A 17,672-nucleotide genomic window follows, 5' to 3' on the forward strand; every position below is an offset into this window, starting at 1 on the left:
TTCTCTTGACTAATCGTAGAAAAGACGCAAAGGCGCCTTTTTAAAATTACTTAGTAGATTGTCGTTTCATTAAACCGTATGGAAGCACAACGTTGTTTTCTTCAACTTCGTCATTTTCCATCAATTTGGTAAGGAGACGCATCGCTACCGCACCAATATCGTAAAGTGGTTGGGTAATTGAAGAAAGCTTTGGACGAACAAGTTCAGTCAATTTCGTATCATTACTCGTCACAATCTCAAATTTATTTGGAACGTCGATTCCGGCATCCGTCAAACCATTTAACACACCTGCAGCTAATTCATCATCGCCAACAAAAGCAGAATCAGCATTAGCAGCAAGTAATGCAGGTTCTAACGATTGACCTGCCTGATATGAATAATCTGTTTCAAAAACTAGGCTTTCGTCAAAATCAATGCCAGCACCTGCCAAAGCCTGTTTGTACCCCTTTAGACGATACTGACTGTTAATTGCCTGGTCCATTGGTCCGGACACAAATGCCACCCGTTTACTTCCGCGATCAATTAGATTCTTGACTGCTTCCTTAACGGCTGCAACATAGTCAATATTGACACTAGGAGTCTTTCCAGTGTCATCAACAGAACCTGCCAAAACAACGGGTGCCTTTGAGCGTTCAAATTCCTTGCGTAAGTCGTCGGTAATTTCATTACCCATAAAGATAATGCCATCAACCTGCTTCGCCATTAAAGTGTTTAGCACCTGTACTTCTTTTCGACCATTTTCATCCGAATTGGCCAAAATAATATTGTATTTATACATCATTGCAATATCATCAATCCCTCGTGCTAACGAAGAAAAGTAGACGTTGGTGACATCTGGAATGATGACCCCTACTGTGGTTGTTTTTTTGCTTGCTAAGCCTCGTGCAACAGCATTTGGTCGGTAATCTAATCGATCAATTACCTCCAAAACTTTTTTGCGTGTTGCTGGTTTAACATTGGGATTCCCGTTGACCACACGAGAAACTGTTGCCATTGATACGGCAGCTTCCCGGGCCACGTCATAAATAGTTACAGTTTGTTTGTCCATCGTGATAGCCCTTTCTTAACTAGTATTATACGTTTTCATAAATTTTTTCACTAACTTGAACAATATAGCAAACAATGAAAACAATTGCAAATTGAAAACGTTTTCATTAAGATGATAACCCTTAATTGTTAAATGTTCAAGCTTAACTACATATCTGCCTATGCTATAATGTAAGCAATTCTATAGAGGTGATTAGATGTCAAAATTAACACAGATTCAAAAATGGTCAGACGAGCAACACGCTGACCTTGTTTATGTAAGTGATCCAAAAACGATTCAGTATCTAACTGGATTCTACAGTGATCCTGTTGAACGGGTTCTTGCCCTTATTGTTTTTCCTAATCAGGATCCCTTTATGTTTGCTCCAGCTCTCGAAGTTGAGGCAATCAAGGATACAGGCTTTAAGTATCCAGTATATGGTTATTTAGATCATGAGAATCCATGGCAACAAATTGCAGCACAAGTTTCCAAGCGACAGCCCAATGTGCACACAGTTGGGTTGGAAAAGAATCATTTGTCAGTAGATCGTCTAGATTCTCTTAAATCTATTTTTTCAGATGCAACCTTTGATTTAAATATCTCACCTTTCTTTGAAAAAATGCGTCTTATCAAGTCGGATGACGAAATTGAAAAATTAGATATTGCCGGAAAATGGGCTGATTTTGCATTCGAAAGAGGATTCGAGGCCGTTAAAGCTGGCAGAACCGAGCAACAAGTGGCTGCCGAACTTGAATACGCATTGATGCAAAAAGGAATCATGGAAATGAGCTTTGACACCCTCGTTCAAGCTGGAGCTCACGCGGCTGAACCACACGGTGCAACGAATGGCACTAAATTTAAAAATAACGAATTAATCCTATTTGACCTAGGAACGGTCTGGGATGGATACATTAGCGATGCCTCAAGAACTGTTGCACTTGGTAAGCCAACCGAAAAGCAGTTAGATATTTATAACGTTTGCTTAGAAGCACAGCTTGCTGCCCAAGATGCAGCAAAGCCAGGTATAACCGCTGCATCTCTTGATAAAATTGCGCGAGATATTATTTCGAAGGCCGGTTATGGCGACTACTTCATTCACCGTTTAGGACATGGCATGGGAATGAGCGAGCATGAATTTCCTTCAATTATGGAAGGAAATGACCTTGTTCTTGAACCTGGTATGTGTTTCTCGATTGAACCAGGTATTTATATTCCTGGAGTTGCTGGTGTTCGAATTGAGGATTGTATTCATATTACCGAAAATGGAAACAAACCATTTACACACACTCCTAAGAAATTAAATTACGTTGGGTAATCAAAAAAAGTTTGACATCATGTTGATGTCAAACTTTTTTTATTTGTCCGTATTTGGGTTAAATGTTACAGTTTCAGTACCCTCATCATCGTTTCCCGTTTGGTCTTGAATTAAATCATCACTACTCAGCACGATATCGTCGTTTTCTTCAGTATCTTCTTCATCAGAATATGTTTCTGTATCTGAAGAATTTGCTTTATGATCATTCCAAGCATCCTTTAAATCATCCAAGACGTCATTTGCATAAAACGCATAATCTACCGCTCGGTCACGGACAATATCTGCCTTGTCCAAGATATCCTCACGAACGGCACGTTGACCGTCTTCATCGAGTGACCGATATTTTGAATACGCAATTCCCGCACCAGCTACTAATAGCCCTAAAAATAATCCTTTTTTTGCCATTTTAATCATTCCAATCGTTTAGTTTTGTTTCTTGTGTCGATTCAAGTAAAGACCGAAAGCGGTGGCACCAATTTTGGTAAGAAGTGAATTTCCACGATTCCCTTTGTGCGAACCTGAAACTCGGTCAGTTAACTTACGAGTTGCCTCATTTAAGTCGGAAACACTCTGGCCCAAATCTCCAGCTGCTTGAAATACCGGATCAACTTTTACAGATTTCTCGCCAACATCTTCTAACAATTCATTCGCATTCGCCATTAAATTCTCTGCTTGATGTGATAGAACATCCACATCACCCGTCAGCGTTTTAACACTTTTATTAACCTCACCTAGCGTTTTGGTCATCCTCATCAAGAAAATTCCAATAAAAATGACTAAAATTAAAAATGCTACTGCTGCAATTAATCCAGCAACCTGTCCACCCGTCATCACGAGGCCTCCTTCTGATACCGATTTATACCATTAGCATAGCATTTACAGCGTTTACACGCAATATAAATGGACATCAATTTAAGTTGTGCAAAAATACCATAGCATCTTTGAAACTTGCGTCATTTTTGCTACACTTATTTTAACATTGAATAGATTGGAAGTTTAACCATGAAACTAGAATTTTTAGAATTTCACCTTTTATCATCGTCTCTTCAGCATCTGTGGTCCAAGTTTATTGAACATTATGATTGGGAAAAATTGCTCAATACCGTTACGAGTCGCTTATTCCAATTTATCTTACTTTCAATCTTGTTCCTCATCATCCGTTGGGTGGGAAAGGCCATCATTCAAAAAGCTTTCAATAAATATCGCGATTCCAAACTTGCGACAGTCAGTGCTAATAGAACTGATACCATCCATTCCCTTGTACTAAATATCTTTACTTACATTATTTTGTTCTTTTGGATATACGCTTTGCTGACTTTAATGGGGGTTCCAGTTGGAACGCTAATTGCTGGCGCTGGAATATTCAGTTTAGCATTAGGCCTTGGTGCACAAGGCTTCGTTTCCGATATTGTAACAGGATTTTTTATCCTACTTGAGCAGCAGCTTGATGTTGGGGATGCTGTAAAAATTAATGCGATTGAAGGAACTGTTACCGCAATCGGATTACGGACAACTCAGATAACCAGCTATGATGGCACCCTCAATTTCATTCCGAACCGAAATATTCAAATTGTTAGTAATCTCTCTCGAAACGCCATGCGGGCTTTGATTGAAATTAAAGTCAACCCCAACACGCCAATCGATGATATCACCAAAATAATCAAGGAAGTTAACGAGCAGCTGACACCAAAATTCCCCGAAATCACAAAGGGGCCGACCTATCTTGGAACTTCGATTTCAGCAGATGGCCATTTGGCGCTACAAGTCATTGTGTACACAACTCCTGGAGAACAGTTCACAGTTCAAAGAGCGTTTCTTTCCGCCTATCTTCGTGCTATCAGAGAAGCTGGCATTTCACTACCAACAATATATCCAGGTAAATAAAGAAGGTTTGGAGGTGCACTTTAGCCCCCTAAACCTTCTTTATTTGTCCGCATTTTCGCTAACTTGAAAATAGTCTTCCAAATTATGTGCTAAAAAGTTGACTCGTTTCAAAATTTCTCGTCTTGTAATGATACCTGTAAAAATACGGTCTTCATTTACGACCGGTAAAAATGGTTCATTAATTAGTCGATTGAGAACCTGTTCTAAATCATTAGGATCTTCGACTACTGCAACATCACTTTCCATGATTTCACTAACTGGAATCTTCATCAATCGATCCGGATTCATTCGATCACTTTCCATCATTTGCTTAGTTACCATTGCAAGAGAAACGAAACCACAAAACTGCTCTTTATTATTTAAAACTGGAATTTTGGAATAACCAGTTTGGGTTAAAACGAGTAGTGCATGGTAACAATTATTGGTATCCGAAACATTTGCCACGACATCACCAGGGATAATATAGCTATCCTTCGACATTCTTAATAGCGTTTCAACTGCCTTATCTAACATTCTGCACCTCAATTTAGCGTTTAATAATCGTCTTCAATTCTGGAACCTCTTGACAGGCGCGGTTGTAAAAATCAACTTTGAAATTCGTATCAGTGACCGTGATCATCGCAAATGTGCCACCAATCCGTGAATATTCTCCCCGAGGAAGCAAGATACTTCCCGGATTCACAAATAACCGATTATTTTGCCACTCAACCCCAAGTTTGTGGGTATGACCAAATAAAACAATATCAGCATCCACTTCTGCTGCTCTGAGTGCCAATCGGTTTAAATCAAAATTCACACCATATTTGTCTCCATGCGTCATATAAACTGTTAATTTACCCACTTTTCGTGACACTTCCTCAGGAAATCCCGTTGCAAAATCATTGTTTCCCCTCACATAGGAAGTTCCATCAAAAAAAGAATCTGTTGGGGACCCTTCCGAATCACCACAGTGAAAAATCGCATCTGCAGTCATTTGCGCTTTAATACTATTCAAAATTTCCTGGTCTCCGTGATTATCACTAATAACAAGTATTTTCATTATTTCTGCCTCCACCAAGAATCAAATTTGGTCATTAAATCTACGGTTGCGCGACCTCGATGGCTAATTTCATTTTTCTCAGTTTGACTCATTTGGGCTAACGTTTTCTTCTTCTCTGACACATAAAATAAGGGATCATATCCAAATCCGTTGTTTCCTTGCGGCTCTTTTAAAATAATTCCTGCAATTTCTCCGTTACTGACAAGTTTGGACCCGTCTGGCCGCATAAGAACCAATGTCGTATGGAACCGGGCCGTTCTTTTCTCCATCGGAATGCCATCCAAATTACGCAACAATTTTTGATTGTTAGCAATATCATCGTGGTCTCCCGCATACCTAGCAGAATGGACACCTGGCGCACCGTCTAATGCATCAACAATTAATCCTGAGTCATCGGCAAGGACTGGTAAGTTTGTGTGCTTAGAGACAATCTCAGCTTTAATCATGGCGTTTTCAAGGAAGGTACTGCCAGTTTCGTTAATTTCTGGTAATTCTTTAACGTCAGCAAGCGTTAATACGTCAATTCCTCGCGGCTTAAATATTTTTTTGAATTCAGCTGTCTTCCCTTTATTCTTAGTTGCAATTACAAGCTTGTCGTTTTTCATTCTAAATTCCTTCTATTTCAAAGATAGACTTTCAACTGGAACATGCGTGACGTTCAAATCGTCCATTTCTAACCAGTTACCCGCAATCAACTTAAAGCGGTCCGCTGATCCTGTTGAAAAATAGCGGTCCGGTAATTCTTTATGCGAAGATTCATTTGCCAAATTAAAATAATCTAGGAGTAATGAAACAGAACTGACCGTTTCCGCCCCAGAATCAATTAATTTAACATCAGGACCAACCGCTTCTTGAATAAACGGTTTAAGCAGTGGGTAGTGAGTACACCCCAAAATTAACGTATCAATGTCGGTCCCTTTAAAGTATGCCATAGATTCATCAACAATTTGTTTAGCAATTTTAGTTTTATATTCGTTACTTTCCACAATTGGCACAAATTTAGGACACGCCAAGCTAAACACCTTATTCTGCAAATCTTTACTCAGAATAGCCTTTTCATACGCATTGCTCTTAATCGTACCTTCAGTTGCGATAACTCCAATCCGATGATTCTTGGTCGCTTTAATTGCTGCACGCGACCCAGGCGAAATAACGCCGATTACAGGAATGGGTAATGTCTTCTGTAAATACTCTAGTGCAGCTGATGTAGCTGTATTACAGGCAATAACAAACATTTTGATATTTTTTGCCGTTAAAAATTGACCTAATTGTTCAGAAAATTCCCTAACCTGTTCTGCGGGTCTAGGACCATATGGTAAACGGGCTTGATCACCAATGAAACAAACTGATTCATAGGGTAATTGACGGAGTGCTTCCTTGACAACGGTCAATCCACCAACGCCTGAATCCATGTATCCAATTGCTTGTGAAGTCATAATTAACCCTCTTTTTCGATTTACTTTAAGAATTAATTATCTCTTTTTTTACTGATACTTTCAAGTTTTTGAATTTATTAAAGAGCTTGCTTTTCTATAATAAATGAGTGTAATCTATTATTAATATGAATAAAAAGGATGTTATCATGCAAACTGACATTTATCAGCAATACTTAAATCAAAAAGATCTTTCACCATACTTTGGGCAAGCACTCATTCGCGATATTATCTTACCAGACATCTTAGGGGACGATATGAACGACATTTTGTATTTTGAGGGCAAACAACTCGCTAGACGTTTCCCATTGGCAAACCCAGCAGACGTCATAATCTTCTTTAGCCAAGCAAACTTGGGCACTCTTGCGCAAATTAAGATTAATGCGAAACAAGTCATTTGGAATCTCTCAGGTACAGAAGTTCAGCCGCGAGTGGCTAATCCGCAATCATTTATGCTCGAAGCCGGGTTTCTCGCACAGCAATCACAACAACAACTGGGCCTCTTAGCAGAAGCAGAGGTTAAACTAGAAAAAAAAGGACATTCTGAAAGTGTCCAAATTACAGTTCATGTCGATCCTAAAGATGTGCTTGAACCTGAAACAACACCAACTGACAATTTAGAAATTATTGTTTCAGGCACTGAATTTGACGATAAAAAAACGAATTAGACATTTTTGTCTAATTCGTTTTTTTTATTATTTATTATACGTATTGATTTAATACTTGTGAAAGCTGGTCCTTTGAATGGTATCCAACGATTGAATCAACCACTTGGCCATCCTTCTTAACTAAAAGAGTTGGAATACTCATGATACCAAATTTTTGTGCGGTTTCAGGATTAGCGTCAACGTCCATCTTGTTGAACGTCACCTGTGTACCCATCTCTTCAGCGAGTTTTTCAACTACTGGTGATTGCATGCGACAAGGGCCACACCAAGTTGCCCAGAAATCAGTCAAAGTTACGCCCTTTGAAGTATCATTTTCAAATGTTTTATCAGTTGTTTCTACAACACTCATTTAAGTCACTCCTTCTCTTATTTACAATTAGTAAGTGTATCAGATATTTAACTTTTTGCAATTTTTTCGCTTGTCCTTAGAATTTAACGATGGTAGAACCGTCGCCACCAGCATTGGCTGGTGAAAAGCCAAACTCTTTGACCCGCTTATTTTTTTCCAAGTATTTGGTAACACCCTTTCGCAGAGCTCCAGTCCCTTTACCATGAATAATGGTCACTGAAGGATACCCAGCAAGCAAGGCTGAATCGATATATCGATCAACCTCCGCAATTGCTTCATCATACCGATGACCACGAAGATCCAAGGTAGGACTCATGCCACTTGATGAGGAACGTTTAATAGTTGCTCGTGCAGGCTTGGTATTTGAGGAAGGCTGTTTTGTCTTATCAAGATTTGCCTCATCAATTTTCATCTTTAATATTCCTAGCTGGACTTCCCATTCATGGTCACTCAGTTTGTCCATAAGGGTTCCCATCTGACCATATGACTTAACGAAAACCTCGTCACCCTTCTTGAAGTCGTGTCGTTTCTTCTCACGCCGTAAAATTCGATTCTGTTTTAACTGGGGGTTCTGTTGAAGCGCATTAATAGCACCTTTTGCACTTATTAATTCATTTTCTTTGACCGCTTGATTGGATAATTGTTGCTTTTGGTGAAGATCCTTAATAATCTCGTTTGCCTGATTTCGTGTATCACGGACAATTTGATTAGCAGAATCCTTTGCATCCTCAATCAATCGATCCTTTTGCTTCTCGTATTTGTCATACTTTACTTTTAATTCATCATGTAATTGACTTGCTTCGGCTAACTCAACTTTTAATTGTGCTGCAGCATCATCCGCTGCTTTCTTTTGCGCTGTCAAATCAGCAATCATATTATTAATATCTTGGTTGTCTTGGTCAGTTAATTCCCTAGCTTCCGCAATAATCGATTCCTTGATTCCCAATCTTGCTGCAATTTCGAAGGCGTTACTTCGACCTGGAATTCCAATTAACAAATGATAGGTCGGTTTAAGCGTTTTGGTATCAAATTCCATGCTGGCGTTTATTGTGTCTGAGCGATTATAACCAAAGGCCTTTAGTTCTGGATAATGAGTAGTCGCAACAACGGCACTGCCAATCGATCCAATATCATCTAAAATTGCCATCGCGAGAGAAGCCCCTTCTTGAGGGTCAGTTCCTGCACCAACTTCATCCAATAAAATCAAACTCTTTTCATCAGCATCAGCCAAAATGGACACAATGTTATCCATGTGAGATGAAAAAGTACTTAAGTTTTGTTCAATTGATTGTTCATCACCTATATCCGCAAAAATGTCATCAAAAATGGCAATTTCACTATTTTCATTTGCGGGAATAAAAAGACCAGATTGTCCCATTAACTGGACCAGTCCAAGTGTTTTCAAAGTAATCGTTTTACCACCTGTATTAGGCCCAGTCACAATAATTGCTTTATAAGTGTCACCTAGTTCTAAATCATTCGCAACCACTTTTTTTGGATCAATTAGCGGATGCCGTGCAGCACGAAGCTTGACCACATTTTGACTAGAAATAATAGGCTCCGTGGCCTTCTGCTGTTTCGCATACCGTGCCTTTGCGTTTATAAAATCGAGATGTCCTAAAATATGGGCATTATTCTCAATTTCAGTTTGGTATGGTTTTAATAATTCAGATAATTCAGCCAAAATCAATTGCTGTTCTTGCTTTTCAGCTAATTGGTGTTGCCTAAGCTGGTTATTATATTCAACGACAGCACCAGGTTCAATGAACAAGGTTTGGCCAGTTGAACTTTGATCGTGGACAATTCCGCCAAAATGTTGCTTGTACTCAGCCTTCACAGGTATAACAAAGCGATCATCCCTAATTGTCACAATTCCTTCGCTGAGATACTTTGATTCATTTCCTTTTGTATAGTTTTCCATTCGACTTCTGATTGTCGATTCTGTTCTAGCGATTTGATGCCGAATTTGTGCAAGTTTAGGTGACGCAGTATCCAATATTCGACCATCTTCCTCAATGGAACGGGTCAGCCGCTGACTAATTTCAGGAAGAGAACTAATATTTGTAATAAATTTATATAAAAGCCGAAGCTCTATTTGTTTTTCATTTAATTTGTCGAAAAATTCTGTGACTGATTCGGTTGTCTTTAAAACTCGCCCAACTTGGGCCAACTCCGTCCCGCTTAGTACGCCATCAATTGCCAAACGTTTCATTTGTGACGTAATGTCCGATAGTTTGGGCAATGGAATTCCACCCTCTAAGCGAAGAATATCAGCACCATCTTTTGTTTCATCAAGCCAACGCTGAATCTTCTCTGAATCCGTAATGGGAACTAATTCATTTAGTTCTTTAATTCCAGCATCAGATACAAGATACTGGTGAATTGCTTGTTTGATTTCGTTATAGGCTAATGTTGATAATATTTTGTCGTTCATTAGTTGCCAACTAACTCCTTTATTTTTTGACAGTAGTTACTAAAACACATTCAATAGTATTTTAACGCAATCGTAATTGAACCAAAAGAATCACGACTATTATTTCAGTTATAAAGCAAAATAGCATTTACTTATACAAAGTAAATGCCATCATTTCCCTAATTGATGACCCACCATCCATAAATTGATTTGGCCAAAACGGGAGACTGCTTCACAATCCATTGAGCAATTTGTGAAGTTTGATATTGGTTCTGAAGCCAATCGTTTGATAGCAAAATTATTAAGTGAAGCACTAAAAAAATAAGAAAATAAGAAATTATAAGACCGATGAGGCTCCCTAAAATTGCATTAATAAAGTGTATAACGGGAAGCTTTGTAAATATTCGACTAGTTTTTCGAAGTGCTCTGACAATAATCCAAAAAACAATCATGACTAAAAAGAACGCCAAACCATTAAAAAATATCGTAGAGACAGCCGCATTTCCAGTTTCACTTTTTTCCATTAGACCGGGGCTGGGGATAACGCTTTTTAACAACTCTCCGACCGGCTTTGATGCAAGGTTTGCCATAATTGTCACAATAGATACGGAAACTAAATCGATCAAAGTCAGTAAAAGGCCTCGTCTGTACCCTCTACTAAAAGACCAAACCAGCGTCATTATAATAATTATCGATAAAATCATTTTCAGTACCTAATTTTTCTGCTCGTCTTCAGTATTTGAATTAAGCTCATTAAGTTTATTAGTTGCAATTAGTTGATCTGATATTGCATTGAATGCTAAAAGTGTCGTCGCATCCACCTGATTTATTCCGGGTACCAATTCCTTTAGCTGTGATAGTTCCTGATTCATTTTCTCAGTAACCGCCTGCATATGTTCAACGGAACTTGTCCCAACGATGGTGTAGGTTTTACCCCCAATAACTGCCTTAAAGCGCCGTTTTTGTACTGCCATAATTCACCCATCCTCCTAGAAATTAACACATTCCATTCTATCATGAATGCCCACTACTAGGTAGTTTCTTTAGAAATATCTTTAAAAAGGATACAAAAAAAGGATTACGCAAAAACGTAATCCAATTCTGCTACTTAGCGTCTGGATCTCCCCAGTCTTGATCGGAAGCATCCGTGCCACCACCATTTAAGAAGGTGTTTAGCATTGACTCAACCATATTCCATTCATCATCTGATTCAATTGGAATAAGATCGCCACCAGATGGATTTGCAGGATCATCGTTATCAGGTAATTGGTATGCCTGTACGTCAACCTCTTCATCATCTGATTTGCCTGATGGATACATTAAAATATATGATTTGCCATAGTCTGGTGATTTGAACGTAAACAAGACTTCGTAAAGTTCCTCATTTCCATCTTCATCAACCAGGGTAATTTGTTGGTTCTCACTTTCACTCATGTGTGTCCCTCACTTTGCCTTTAATAGTTTTCCATTGCGATCGAGATAATTCTGAAGAATTAGCCCCGCTGCAAGTTTATCAATTACTTTCTTACGCTTGCGTCTGGATGTGTCGGCTTGTTCCACTAACATACGCTCTGCCTCAACTGTTGTCAATCGCTCATCCTCAAAATCAATTGGAAGCTGAAATTTTTGGGTGAGCATTTCACCATATTTTTTCGATGCTTCAGCGCGTGGTCCAAGCGAATTATTCATATTTTTCGGTAATCCTAACACGAAGCCAGAAACATCATATTGCTCTGCTAATTCGCCTACTCTGTCAAGACCAAACTGTTCCTCATCCTCGTTAATTCGAATGATTTCAATTCCCTGTGCCGTCCAACCAAGGGCATCACTTATCGCAACACCAACAGTCCTTGATCCAACGTCTAATCCCATTAGTCTCTTCATTTTTCTGGGTCCTTACTCTCATGTAGGTACACTCGAACTAGCTCTTCAATTATTTCATCACGTTCATGCTTACGAATCAGGTTTCTTGCATCGTTTAAACGTGGAATGTAGGCCGGGTCGCCCGAAATAAGATACCCCACAATTTGATTAATTGGGTTATAGCCCTTTTCTTCCAAAGCCTGATAGACCGTTACTAACGTATCATGAACATCCTTTGGCTTTTTTTCATCAAAATTGAAATACATCGTTTTATCTAATGAACTCAACCTTACCCACCTCCAAGCTCCTATTTGTGATAATTTTACAAGAAATTTATGGAAACTACAATGATAGCCTCCCAATGTAACTGATTCGTAATAAAAACCTCATTTATGCTAACGCTTTAACCCATTCTGAGGCAGCCACCATTGCATCATTTAGTCCACTTGGTTTCTTACCACCTGCTTGGGCCAAATTAGGACGACCACCGCCGCCACCATTAATATTAGGTGAAATAGCCTTAATTAGGTCTCCAGCTTTGATGCCTAATTTTACCTTTTCATCTGCGACAGCCACAATCAAGTTAGCTTTATCTTCTACTTGGGCGCCTAAGACCAGAATATCAGAATATCCCTTTTGACGCCAAGTATCTGCAAGTTGTCTTAATTGATCCATTCCAGAAACTTGAACCGTTCCTGCAATCAAAGTAGTCCCATTAATTTCTTGAATCTTTTCAAATACTTTATCCGCTTGCTGGCCTGCAAGTTTAGCATGCAACGACTTATTTTCATTTTCTAGTCGTTTAACTTGATCATTCAACTGGTCAATTTTATGAGGAACATCTTGAAGTTGAGGTGCCTTCAAGCCACTCGCAATATTTTCCAACATCGTGTTGTGCTCATTCAAGAACTCAAAAGCTTCTTTTGAAGTAACCGCCTCGATTCGACGAGTACCGGCCCCAATCCCAGATTCACTCTTAATTTTAAAGAGTCCCAACTCGTTGGTATTGGAAACGTGGTCACCCCCACAAAATTCAATTGAAAAGTCCCCAACAGAAACAACTCTAACGGTCTTGCCATATTTCTCACTGAACAGGGCAATGGCACCCATTTTCTTACCAGTTTCTGGATCAGTTTCAATCGTTGTAACTGGCAATTCAGCAAAGATTTGATCATTAACAATTTGCTCGACTTTTTGCAAATCTTCAGCCGTTACTTGACCAAAATGGGTAAAGTCAAACCGTAGATAGTCTGGCTCCACAAGTGAACCTGCCTGTTGTGTATGTTCGCCAAATACATTACGGAGTGCTTGATCCAGTAAATGAGTGGCCGTATGATTCTTCTCAACCTTGCTATGGAAATGACGATCAACCGTTAACTTGTAATGCCCATCAACTTCCATTGGTCGCTTAACTTCAATGGTATGCAAGTTTTGGCCATTTGGCGCGTGTTGAACATCTATCACGACAGCGACTAAATTGCCCTTTTCATCTAAAATGTCGCCTTTATCAGCAACTTGACCGCCCATTTCAGCATAAAACGGTGTCTTATCAAAAATTACTTGAGCTTGTCCTGTCGCAGTCTTTTTAACCAAACGTTGGTCAACGATAACTGTTTCAAGAGTCGCATCATTAACGGATAAGTCTTCATAACCAACATACTGGCTAGGAACTTTAACATCTACTAAAAGGTCATTCTGAAGTCCCATCGCTTTTTTAGAACCACGAGCTTTACGCGCACGATTTCGCTGCTTTTCCATTTCAACTTTGAAGCCATCTTCATCAACCTTGATGCCTTCATCTTCAGTATATTCACGCGTCAATTCCACAGGAAACCCATAAGTATCATAGAGTTTAAAAGCATCGGCCCCATTAATAATATACGTTTTATCCTTCTTAGTTTCACTAATTAAGTCATTTAATAAGTGTAATCCGTCTGCTAATGTTTCGTTAAACCGATCTTCTTCTGATTTTACGATTTTGGCGATGTAGTCACTTTGTTGCAACACTTCTGGGTAGTAGGATTCCATCACTTTACCCACAACAGGGACTAGCTTATATAAGAATGGACCCTTGATACCAAGCTTTTGACCATTAACAACGGCACGACGAATGAGTCGACGAATAATGTATCCTCGTCCCTCATTTGAAGGTAAGGCACCGTCACCAATCGCAAATGTAATTGCTCGCGAGTGGTCCGCAATGACTTTATAAGACACGTCAATCTTGCTGTCTTTGCCATATTCCGTTGTTGAGCTTAAGCCTTGAGTCTCCTCAATCATCGGCATAAATAAATCCGTTTCAAAATTGGTCTTTGCATTTTGAAATACTGAAACGACTCGTTCAAGACCCATTCCAGTATCAATATTCTTTCGAGGTAAGGGTTTATACGTTCCATCTGGCTCATGGTTAAACTGTGAGAAAACAATGTTCCAAACTTCCAAATAACGTTGATTCTCGCCACCTGGGTAATTTTCAGGATCATCAGGCGCTAAATCATTAAAAGATTCACCACGATCATAAAAAATTTCTGAATCTGGGCCTGAGGGGCCCTCACCAATGTCCCAAAAGTTGTCCTCAGCTTCAATGATGTGATCATCTGAAACGCCAACTTGTTTCCAGAATTTTTTGGCGTCTGTATCATCTGGATAAACGGTCATATAGAGTTTTTCTGGATCCCAACCAAACCATTTGTCAGACGTTAATAGCTCCCAGCCCCATTCAATGGCCTGTTCCTTAAAGTAATCACCAACGGAAAAATTTCCAAGCATTTCAAATAACGTATGGTGACGTGCTGTCTTACCCACGTTTTCAATGTCGTTCGTCCGAATACTTTTTTGTGAACTTGTTAATCTTGGATTTTCAGGAACGACACTCCCATCAAAATATTTTTTCATCGTGGCAACCCCTGAGTTAATCCAAAGCAATGATGGATCATCAACTGGGATTAGTGACGCACTGGGTTCAATTGAATGACCCTTTGATTTAAAGAAATCCAAATACATTTGACGAATTTCACTACTATTTAATTTTTTCATAACGACATTCCTTTCAATAATAAAAGCACCGTTGCTAGTAAAGACGCCTAGGCGCGGTACCACTTTACTTGCAACGATGCTAATCGTTAACCTCTTATTGCTCGTTTACGCCGAGCAGCGATTCAATTGTTCGTTGCGGGAGCTTGGCCTAATCAACAGTGCTTTTTTCACCACCCAAAGCATCTCTTGTTCTGAACTAATTAGGTTAATTATCCGTAACTTATCCTATAAAATAATAGTATTTTTTTATAAACTTGTCAATTTATTACTGATAACGATTCGAATCCTGTTTTTTCCGCTTTCTTTCAGTCCGTCCTTTTTGACGTTGTTCAAGACGGCGTTTAAATAGAAGATCCTTATTAATCTCTTTTTTAATCTTCTTCTTATATCCTGGTTTAACTTTTTTCTTTGTCTTATTGATTTTAGCTTTTAATGCACCATCAAGTTCCTCATGGCCGTGGCTCCGCTGTTTACGTCGGTTTCGATCATAAGAATCAACCACTTCACCATTTTGGATTGCCTTTGGCTGGAACTTAATTCCCATCGATTCAATCTCAGTGATTTTTGATTCTTCATCAGGCGTATAGAGTGTAATGGCAATTCCTGCCATCCCTTTTCGGCCCGTTCGTCCAACTCGATGAATGAAGAAGTCTAAATCCTCTGGAATTCCATCGTTAATAACGTGGGAAACACCATCGATATCAATTCCACGAGAAGCAAGATCGGTTGCCACTACAAATTGATAATCCAGGTTCTGAACTTCACGCATCACGCGCTTACGTTCTCTAGGCGGTAAATCGCCTTCAATCATGGCAACTTTGAGGCCATTTTGCTTTAGAAACTTAGTGATTTCCTTAACTCGACTCTTCGTATTTGCGAAGATTAAGGCTAAGTATGGCTCACCCATTGTCAGCAAGTTGTAAATAATATCGTTCTTATTTTGTCCCTTTGTGGAAATCAACCAATTATCAATTGTAGGACTGATAACAGAGGTAACCGGAATTTCCTCCATCACAGGATTAGACATATACTTTTTCAAAAAAGGTTGCAGCTTTTGCGGAATTGTCGCCGAAAAGACCATCATTTGTAGCTTGTTAGGTAACCGACTCGCAATCTGGTCTACAACGCTTAGGAATCCCATATCAAGCGTCATATCAGCCTCATCAACCACGAATGACCGAGAAGTATGAATGTCTAAGTCTCCACCCTTAACTAAATCAAGCAGTCGTCCAGGTGTTCCGATAACGATTTGTGGTTGTTCATGATGGAGCTTCGATTGTTGGCGCGCCTTATCAGTACCACCAACGTAATTTACAACTCTAATGGGTTTCTCGCTGTGGCTTGCCAACTGTTTTGCTGCTTCATAAATTTGATAGGCTAATTCTCGACTGGGCGTTGTAATCAGTGACTGAACCTCATCAAGCTCTGGATCTATCTTGTCAAAAATTGGTAACAAAAAGGTATGGGTTTTTCCGCTACCCGTCTGTGATTTACCAACAACACTTTTTCCAGATTTAATCACGGGAATAAGTCGTTTTTGAACCGCAGTTGGTTCCGTAAATCCTAATTCTTCAATTGCTTCCACTAAAAATGGTTGCAGGTTAAATTCGTTAAAACTCATTCATTGTCTCCTTTATCTTTGGCGACCAGTTCATCTAATTCTTTAATAACTTGTTCAATTTCTGCATCATCCTTTGCAACCGCGCCACTGGCAAGTGGATGGCCTCCACCACCGTGGTTCATCGCAAGTTTATTAATTTCCGGTCCTTTAGAACGTAACCGTACTCTAAACGTATGATCCTTTGATTCAACAAAAATTGCCCAAGCACTTACTGCAGTAATTTTACCTGGTAACGGAACAACTGCGGAAGAGCTTTCCTTAAGCATCCCGTACTGTGCTAAAACTTCGTCGGTTAGCTTTACGTAAGCTGCACCGCTATCCAAAATCGTTAAATTGTCATAAACGTAAGCCGATAACTTTGAAAGTGGAATCGTGATTTCGTCTTCCTTTTGATTAACATCACTTGCCGAAAAATCAAGTCTCATTAATTCAGCGGCAACTTCCATCGTATGTGCAGATGTCGCTGGATACATAAAACGTCCGGTATCCCCAACGATTCCTGCGTATAACAGACGACCTGCCTCTGCTGGAATGGTTAATTTTGGCGTAACCGTTTCAGCTAAATCAGTAATCAATTCAGAAGTACTGGATGCCTCAGGTTTCACCCACATAATATCACCAAATTTATCTTCATTTGGATGATGGTCAATCTTAATCATCATTTTTCCTTTATCATAACGGTCATCATCAACTCGTGGTTGATTTGCCGTGTCAGTCACAATGACTAACGCGTTTTTGTAGTCGTCATCCGCAATTTCATCGGATTTTCCCATCCAATCAAACCCTGGGTAAGACTTTCCCGCTGATAAAATCCGCTTGTTTGGAAAATTGGCTTTTAGGATCGTTGCTAATCCCAATTGTGACCCAATTGCATCGGGATCTGGTCGTTGATGACGATGAATAATAATCGTGTCATATTTTTTAATTGCTTCAAGTATAGATTGTTCAGTTGTCATTTAGAGTTTTCCTTTCAATTCCCGTGTTTCTTTAACACCGCATTTAATTATAGCGTTTTTGTGTCCGA

The 17,672-nt window shown here is 39.4% G+C and carries 20 protein-coding genes; 3 read left to right on the forward strand and 17 right to left on the reverse strand.

Annotated elements, in window-relative coordinates; translation table 11 throughout:
* Nucleotides 1-46: 46 nt before the first annotated feature.
* Complete coding sequence (gene ccpA / locus FD44_RS02785) at nucleotides 47-1,048, reverse strand: catabolite control protein A (RefSeq protein ID WP_010620723.1); 1,002 nt, start codon at nucleotides 1,046-1,048, stop codon at nucleotides 47-49.
* A gap of 196 nt (nucleotides 1,049-1,244) precedes the next feature.
* On the opposite strand from ccpA, the gene FD44_RS02790 reads away from it, so the two are divergent.
* On the forward strand, nucleotides 1,245-2,342 hold the full coding sequence (locus tag FD44_RS02790; RefSeq protein WP_010620722.1) for a M24 family metallopeptidase: 1,098 nt from the start codon (nucleotides 1,245-1,247) through the stop codon (nucleotides 2,340-2,342).
* Between the two features lie 39 nt (nucleotides 2,343-2,381).
* Here FD44_RS02790 and FD44_RS02795 read toward each other — a convergent pair whose 3' ends face one another.
* A complete protein-coding gene (locus FD44_RS02795; protein ID WP_010620721.1) occupies nucleotides 2,382-2,747 on the reverse strand; it encodes a YtxH domain-containing protein in 366 nt (121 codons plus the stop codon).
* A gap of 18 nt (nucleotides 2,748-2,765) precedes the next feature.
* Complete coding sequence (locus FD44_RS02800) at nucleotides 2,766-3,173, reverse strand: DUF948 domain-containing protein (protein WP_010620720.1); 408 nt, start codon at nucleotides 3,171-3,173, stop codon at nucleotides 2,766-2,768.
* Between the two features lie 171 nt (nucleotides 3,174-3,344).
* Between FD44_RS02800 and FD44_RS02805 the strand changes: the two genes are divergently transcribed.
* A complete protein-coding gene (locus tag FD44_RS02805; protein ID WP_010620719.1) occupies nucleotides 3,345-4,226 on the forward strand; it encodes a mechanosensitive ion channel family protein in 882 nt (293 codons plus the stop codon).
* Between the two features lie 39 nt (nucleotides 4,227-4,265).
* Here FD44_RS02805 and cbpB read toward each other — a convergent pair whose 3' ends face one another.
* Genes cbpB through racE form a run of 4 tightly spaced genes read right to left on the reverse strand, consistent with a single transcriptional unit; the run spans nucleotide 4,266 to nucleotide 6,701 of the window.
* Nucleotides 4,266-4,739 carry a cyclic-di-AMP-binding protein CbpB gene (gene cbpB, locus FD44_RS02810; RefSeq protein ID WP_010620718.1) on the reverse strand — a complete coding sequence of 158 codons (474 nt, stop codon included), beginning with the start codon at nucleotides 4,737-4,739 and terminating at the stop codon, nucleotides 4,266-4,268.
* Between the two features lie 13 nt (nucleotides 4,740-4,752).
* Entirely contained in the window at nucleotides 4,753-5,265 is a 513-nt protein-coding gene (locus tag FD44_RS02815) for a metallophosphoesterase (protein ID WP_010620717.1), read from the reverse strand.
* Nucleotides 5,265-5,870: an XTP/dITP diphosphatase gene (locus FD44_RS02820; protein ID WP_010620716.1), complete on the reverse strand. Its 606-nt coding sequence runs from the start codon at nucleotides 5,868-5,870 to the stop codon at nucleotides 5,265-5,267. The genes FD44_RS02815 and FD44_RS02820 overlap by 1 nt, the downstream gene beginning before the upstream one ends.
* 12 nt (nucleotides 5,871-5,882) lie before the next feature.
* On the reverse strand, nucleotides 5,883-6,701 hold the full coding sequence (racE, locus tag FD44_RS02825) for a glutamate racemase (protein WP_010620715.1): 819 nt from the start codon (nucleotides 6,699-6,701) through the stop codon (nucleotides 5,883-5,885).
* A 146-nt stretch (nucleotides 6,702-6,847) separates the two neighbouring features.
* On the opposite strand from racE, the gene FD44_RS02830 reads away from it, so the two are divergent.
* A complete protein-coding gene (locus FD44_RS02830; RefSeq protein ID WP_056973799.1) occupies nucleotides 6,848-7,366 on the forward strand; it encodes a DUF2507 domain-containing protein in 519 nt (172 codons plus the stop codon).
* Between the two features lie 34 nt (nucleotides 7,367-7,400).
* Here the strand turns inward: FD44_RS02830 and trxA are convergent, their stop codons facing one another.
* The 10 genes from trxA to FD44_RS02880 all read right to left on the reverse strand — a co-directional run bounded on the left by trxA (nucleotide 7,401) and on the right by FD44_RS02880 (nucleotide 17,604).
* Nucleotides 7,401-7,715 carry a thioredoxin gene (gene trxA, locus FD44_RS02835; RefSeq protein ID WP_010620713.1) on the reverse strand — a complete coding sequence of 105 codons (315 nt, stop codon included), beginning with the start codon at nucleotides 7,713-7,715 and terminating at the stop codon, nucleotides 7,401-7,403.
* Between the two features lie 76 nt (nucleotides 7,716-7,791).
* Nucleotides 7,792-10,149 carry an endonuclease MutS2 gene (locus FD44_RS02840; protein WP_010620712.1) on the reverse strand — a complete coding sequence of 786 codons (2,358 nt, stop codon included), beginning with the start codon at nucleotides 10,147-10,149 and terminating at the stop codon, nucleotides 7,792-7,794.
* Between the two features lie 158 nt (nucleotides 10,150-10,307).
* Nucleotides 10,308-10,832 (reverse strand): CvpA family protein, encoded by a 525-nt coding sequence (locus tag FD44_RS02845; RefSeq protein WP_010620711.1) that lies wholly within the window; start codon nucleotides 10,830-10,832, stop codon nucleotides 10,308-10,310.
* 9 nt (nucleotides 10,833-10,841) lie between these two features.
* Nucleotides 10,842-11,102, reverse strand: coding sequence for a cell division protein ZapA (locus FD44_RS02850; protein WP_010620710.1), 261 nt, complete (start codon nucleotides 11,100-11,102; stop codon nucleotides 10,842-10,844).
* A 130-nt stretch (nucleotides 11,103-11,232) separates the two neighbouring features.
* A complete protein-coding gene (locus FD44_RS02855) occupies nucleotides 11,233-11,562 on the reverse strand; it encodes a DUF1292 domain-containing protein (RefSeq protein ID WP_010620709.1) in 330 nt (109 codons plus the stop codon).
* A gap of 9 nt (nucleotides 11,563-11,571) precedes the next feature.
* Nucleotides 11,572-12,012 carry a Holliday junction resolvase RuvX gene (ruvX, locus tag FD44_RS02860; protein ID WP_010620708.1) on the reverse strand — a complete coding sequence of 147 codons (441 nt, stop codon included), beginning with the start codon at nucleotides 12,010-12,012 and terminating at the stop codon, nucleotides 11,572-11,574.
* Nucleotides 12,009-12,278 (reverse strand): IreB family regulatory phosphoprotein, encoded by a 270-nt coding sequence (locus FD44_RS02865; RefSeq protein ID WP_010620707.1) that lies wholly within the window; start codon nucleotides 12,276-12,278, stop codon nucleotides 12,009-12,011. Before FD44_RS02865 ends, ruvX begins: the two co-directional genes overlap by 4 nt.
* Before the next feature lie 103 nt (nucleotides 12,279-12,381).
* Complete coding sequence (gene alaS / locus FD44_RS02870) at nucleotides 12,382-15,027, reverse strand: alanine--tRNA ligase (protein WP_010620706.1); 2,646 nt, start codon at nucleotides 15,025-15,027, stop codon at nucleotides 12,382-12,384.
* Nucleotides 15,028-15,292: 265 nt separating this feature from the next.
* Nucleotides 15,293-16,648, reverse strand: coding sequence for a DEAD/DEAH box helicase (locus FD44_RS02875; RefSeq protein ID WP_010620705.1), 1,356 nt, complete (start codon nucleotides 16,646-16,648; stop codon nucleotides 15,293-15,295).
* Nucleotides 16,645-17,604 carry a DHH family phosphoesterase gene (locus tag FD44_RS02880; protein ID WP_010620704.1) on the reverse strand — a complete coding sequence of 320 codons (960 nt, stop codon included), beginning with the start codon at nucleotides 17,602-17,604 and terminating at the stop codon, nucleotides 16,645-16,647. The genes FD44_RS02875 and FD44_RS02880 overlap by 4 nt, the downstream gene beginning before the upstream one ends.
* Nucleotides 17,605-17,672: the final 68 nt, after the last annotated feature.

The organism is Secundilactobacillus malefermentans DSM 5705 = KCTC 3548 (genome assembly GCF_001436395.1).
GTDB lineage: Bacteria > Bacillota > Bacilli > Lactobacillales > Lactobacillaceae > Secundilactobacillus > Secundilactobacillus malefermentans.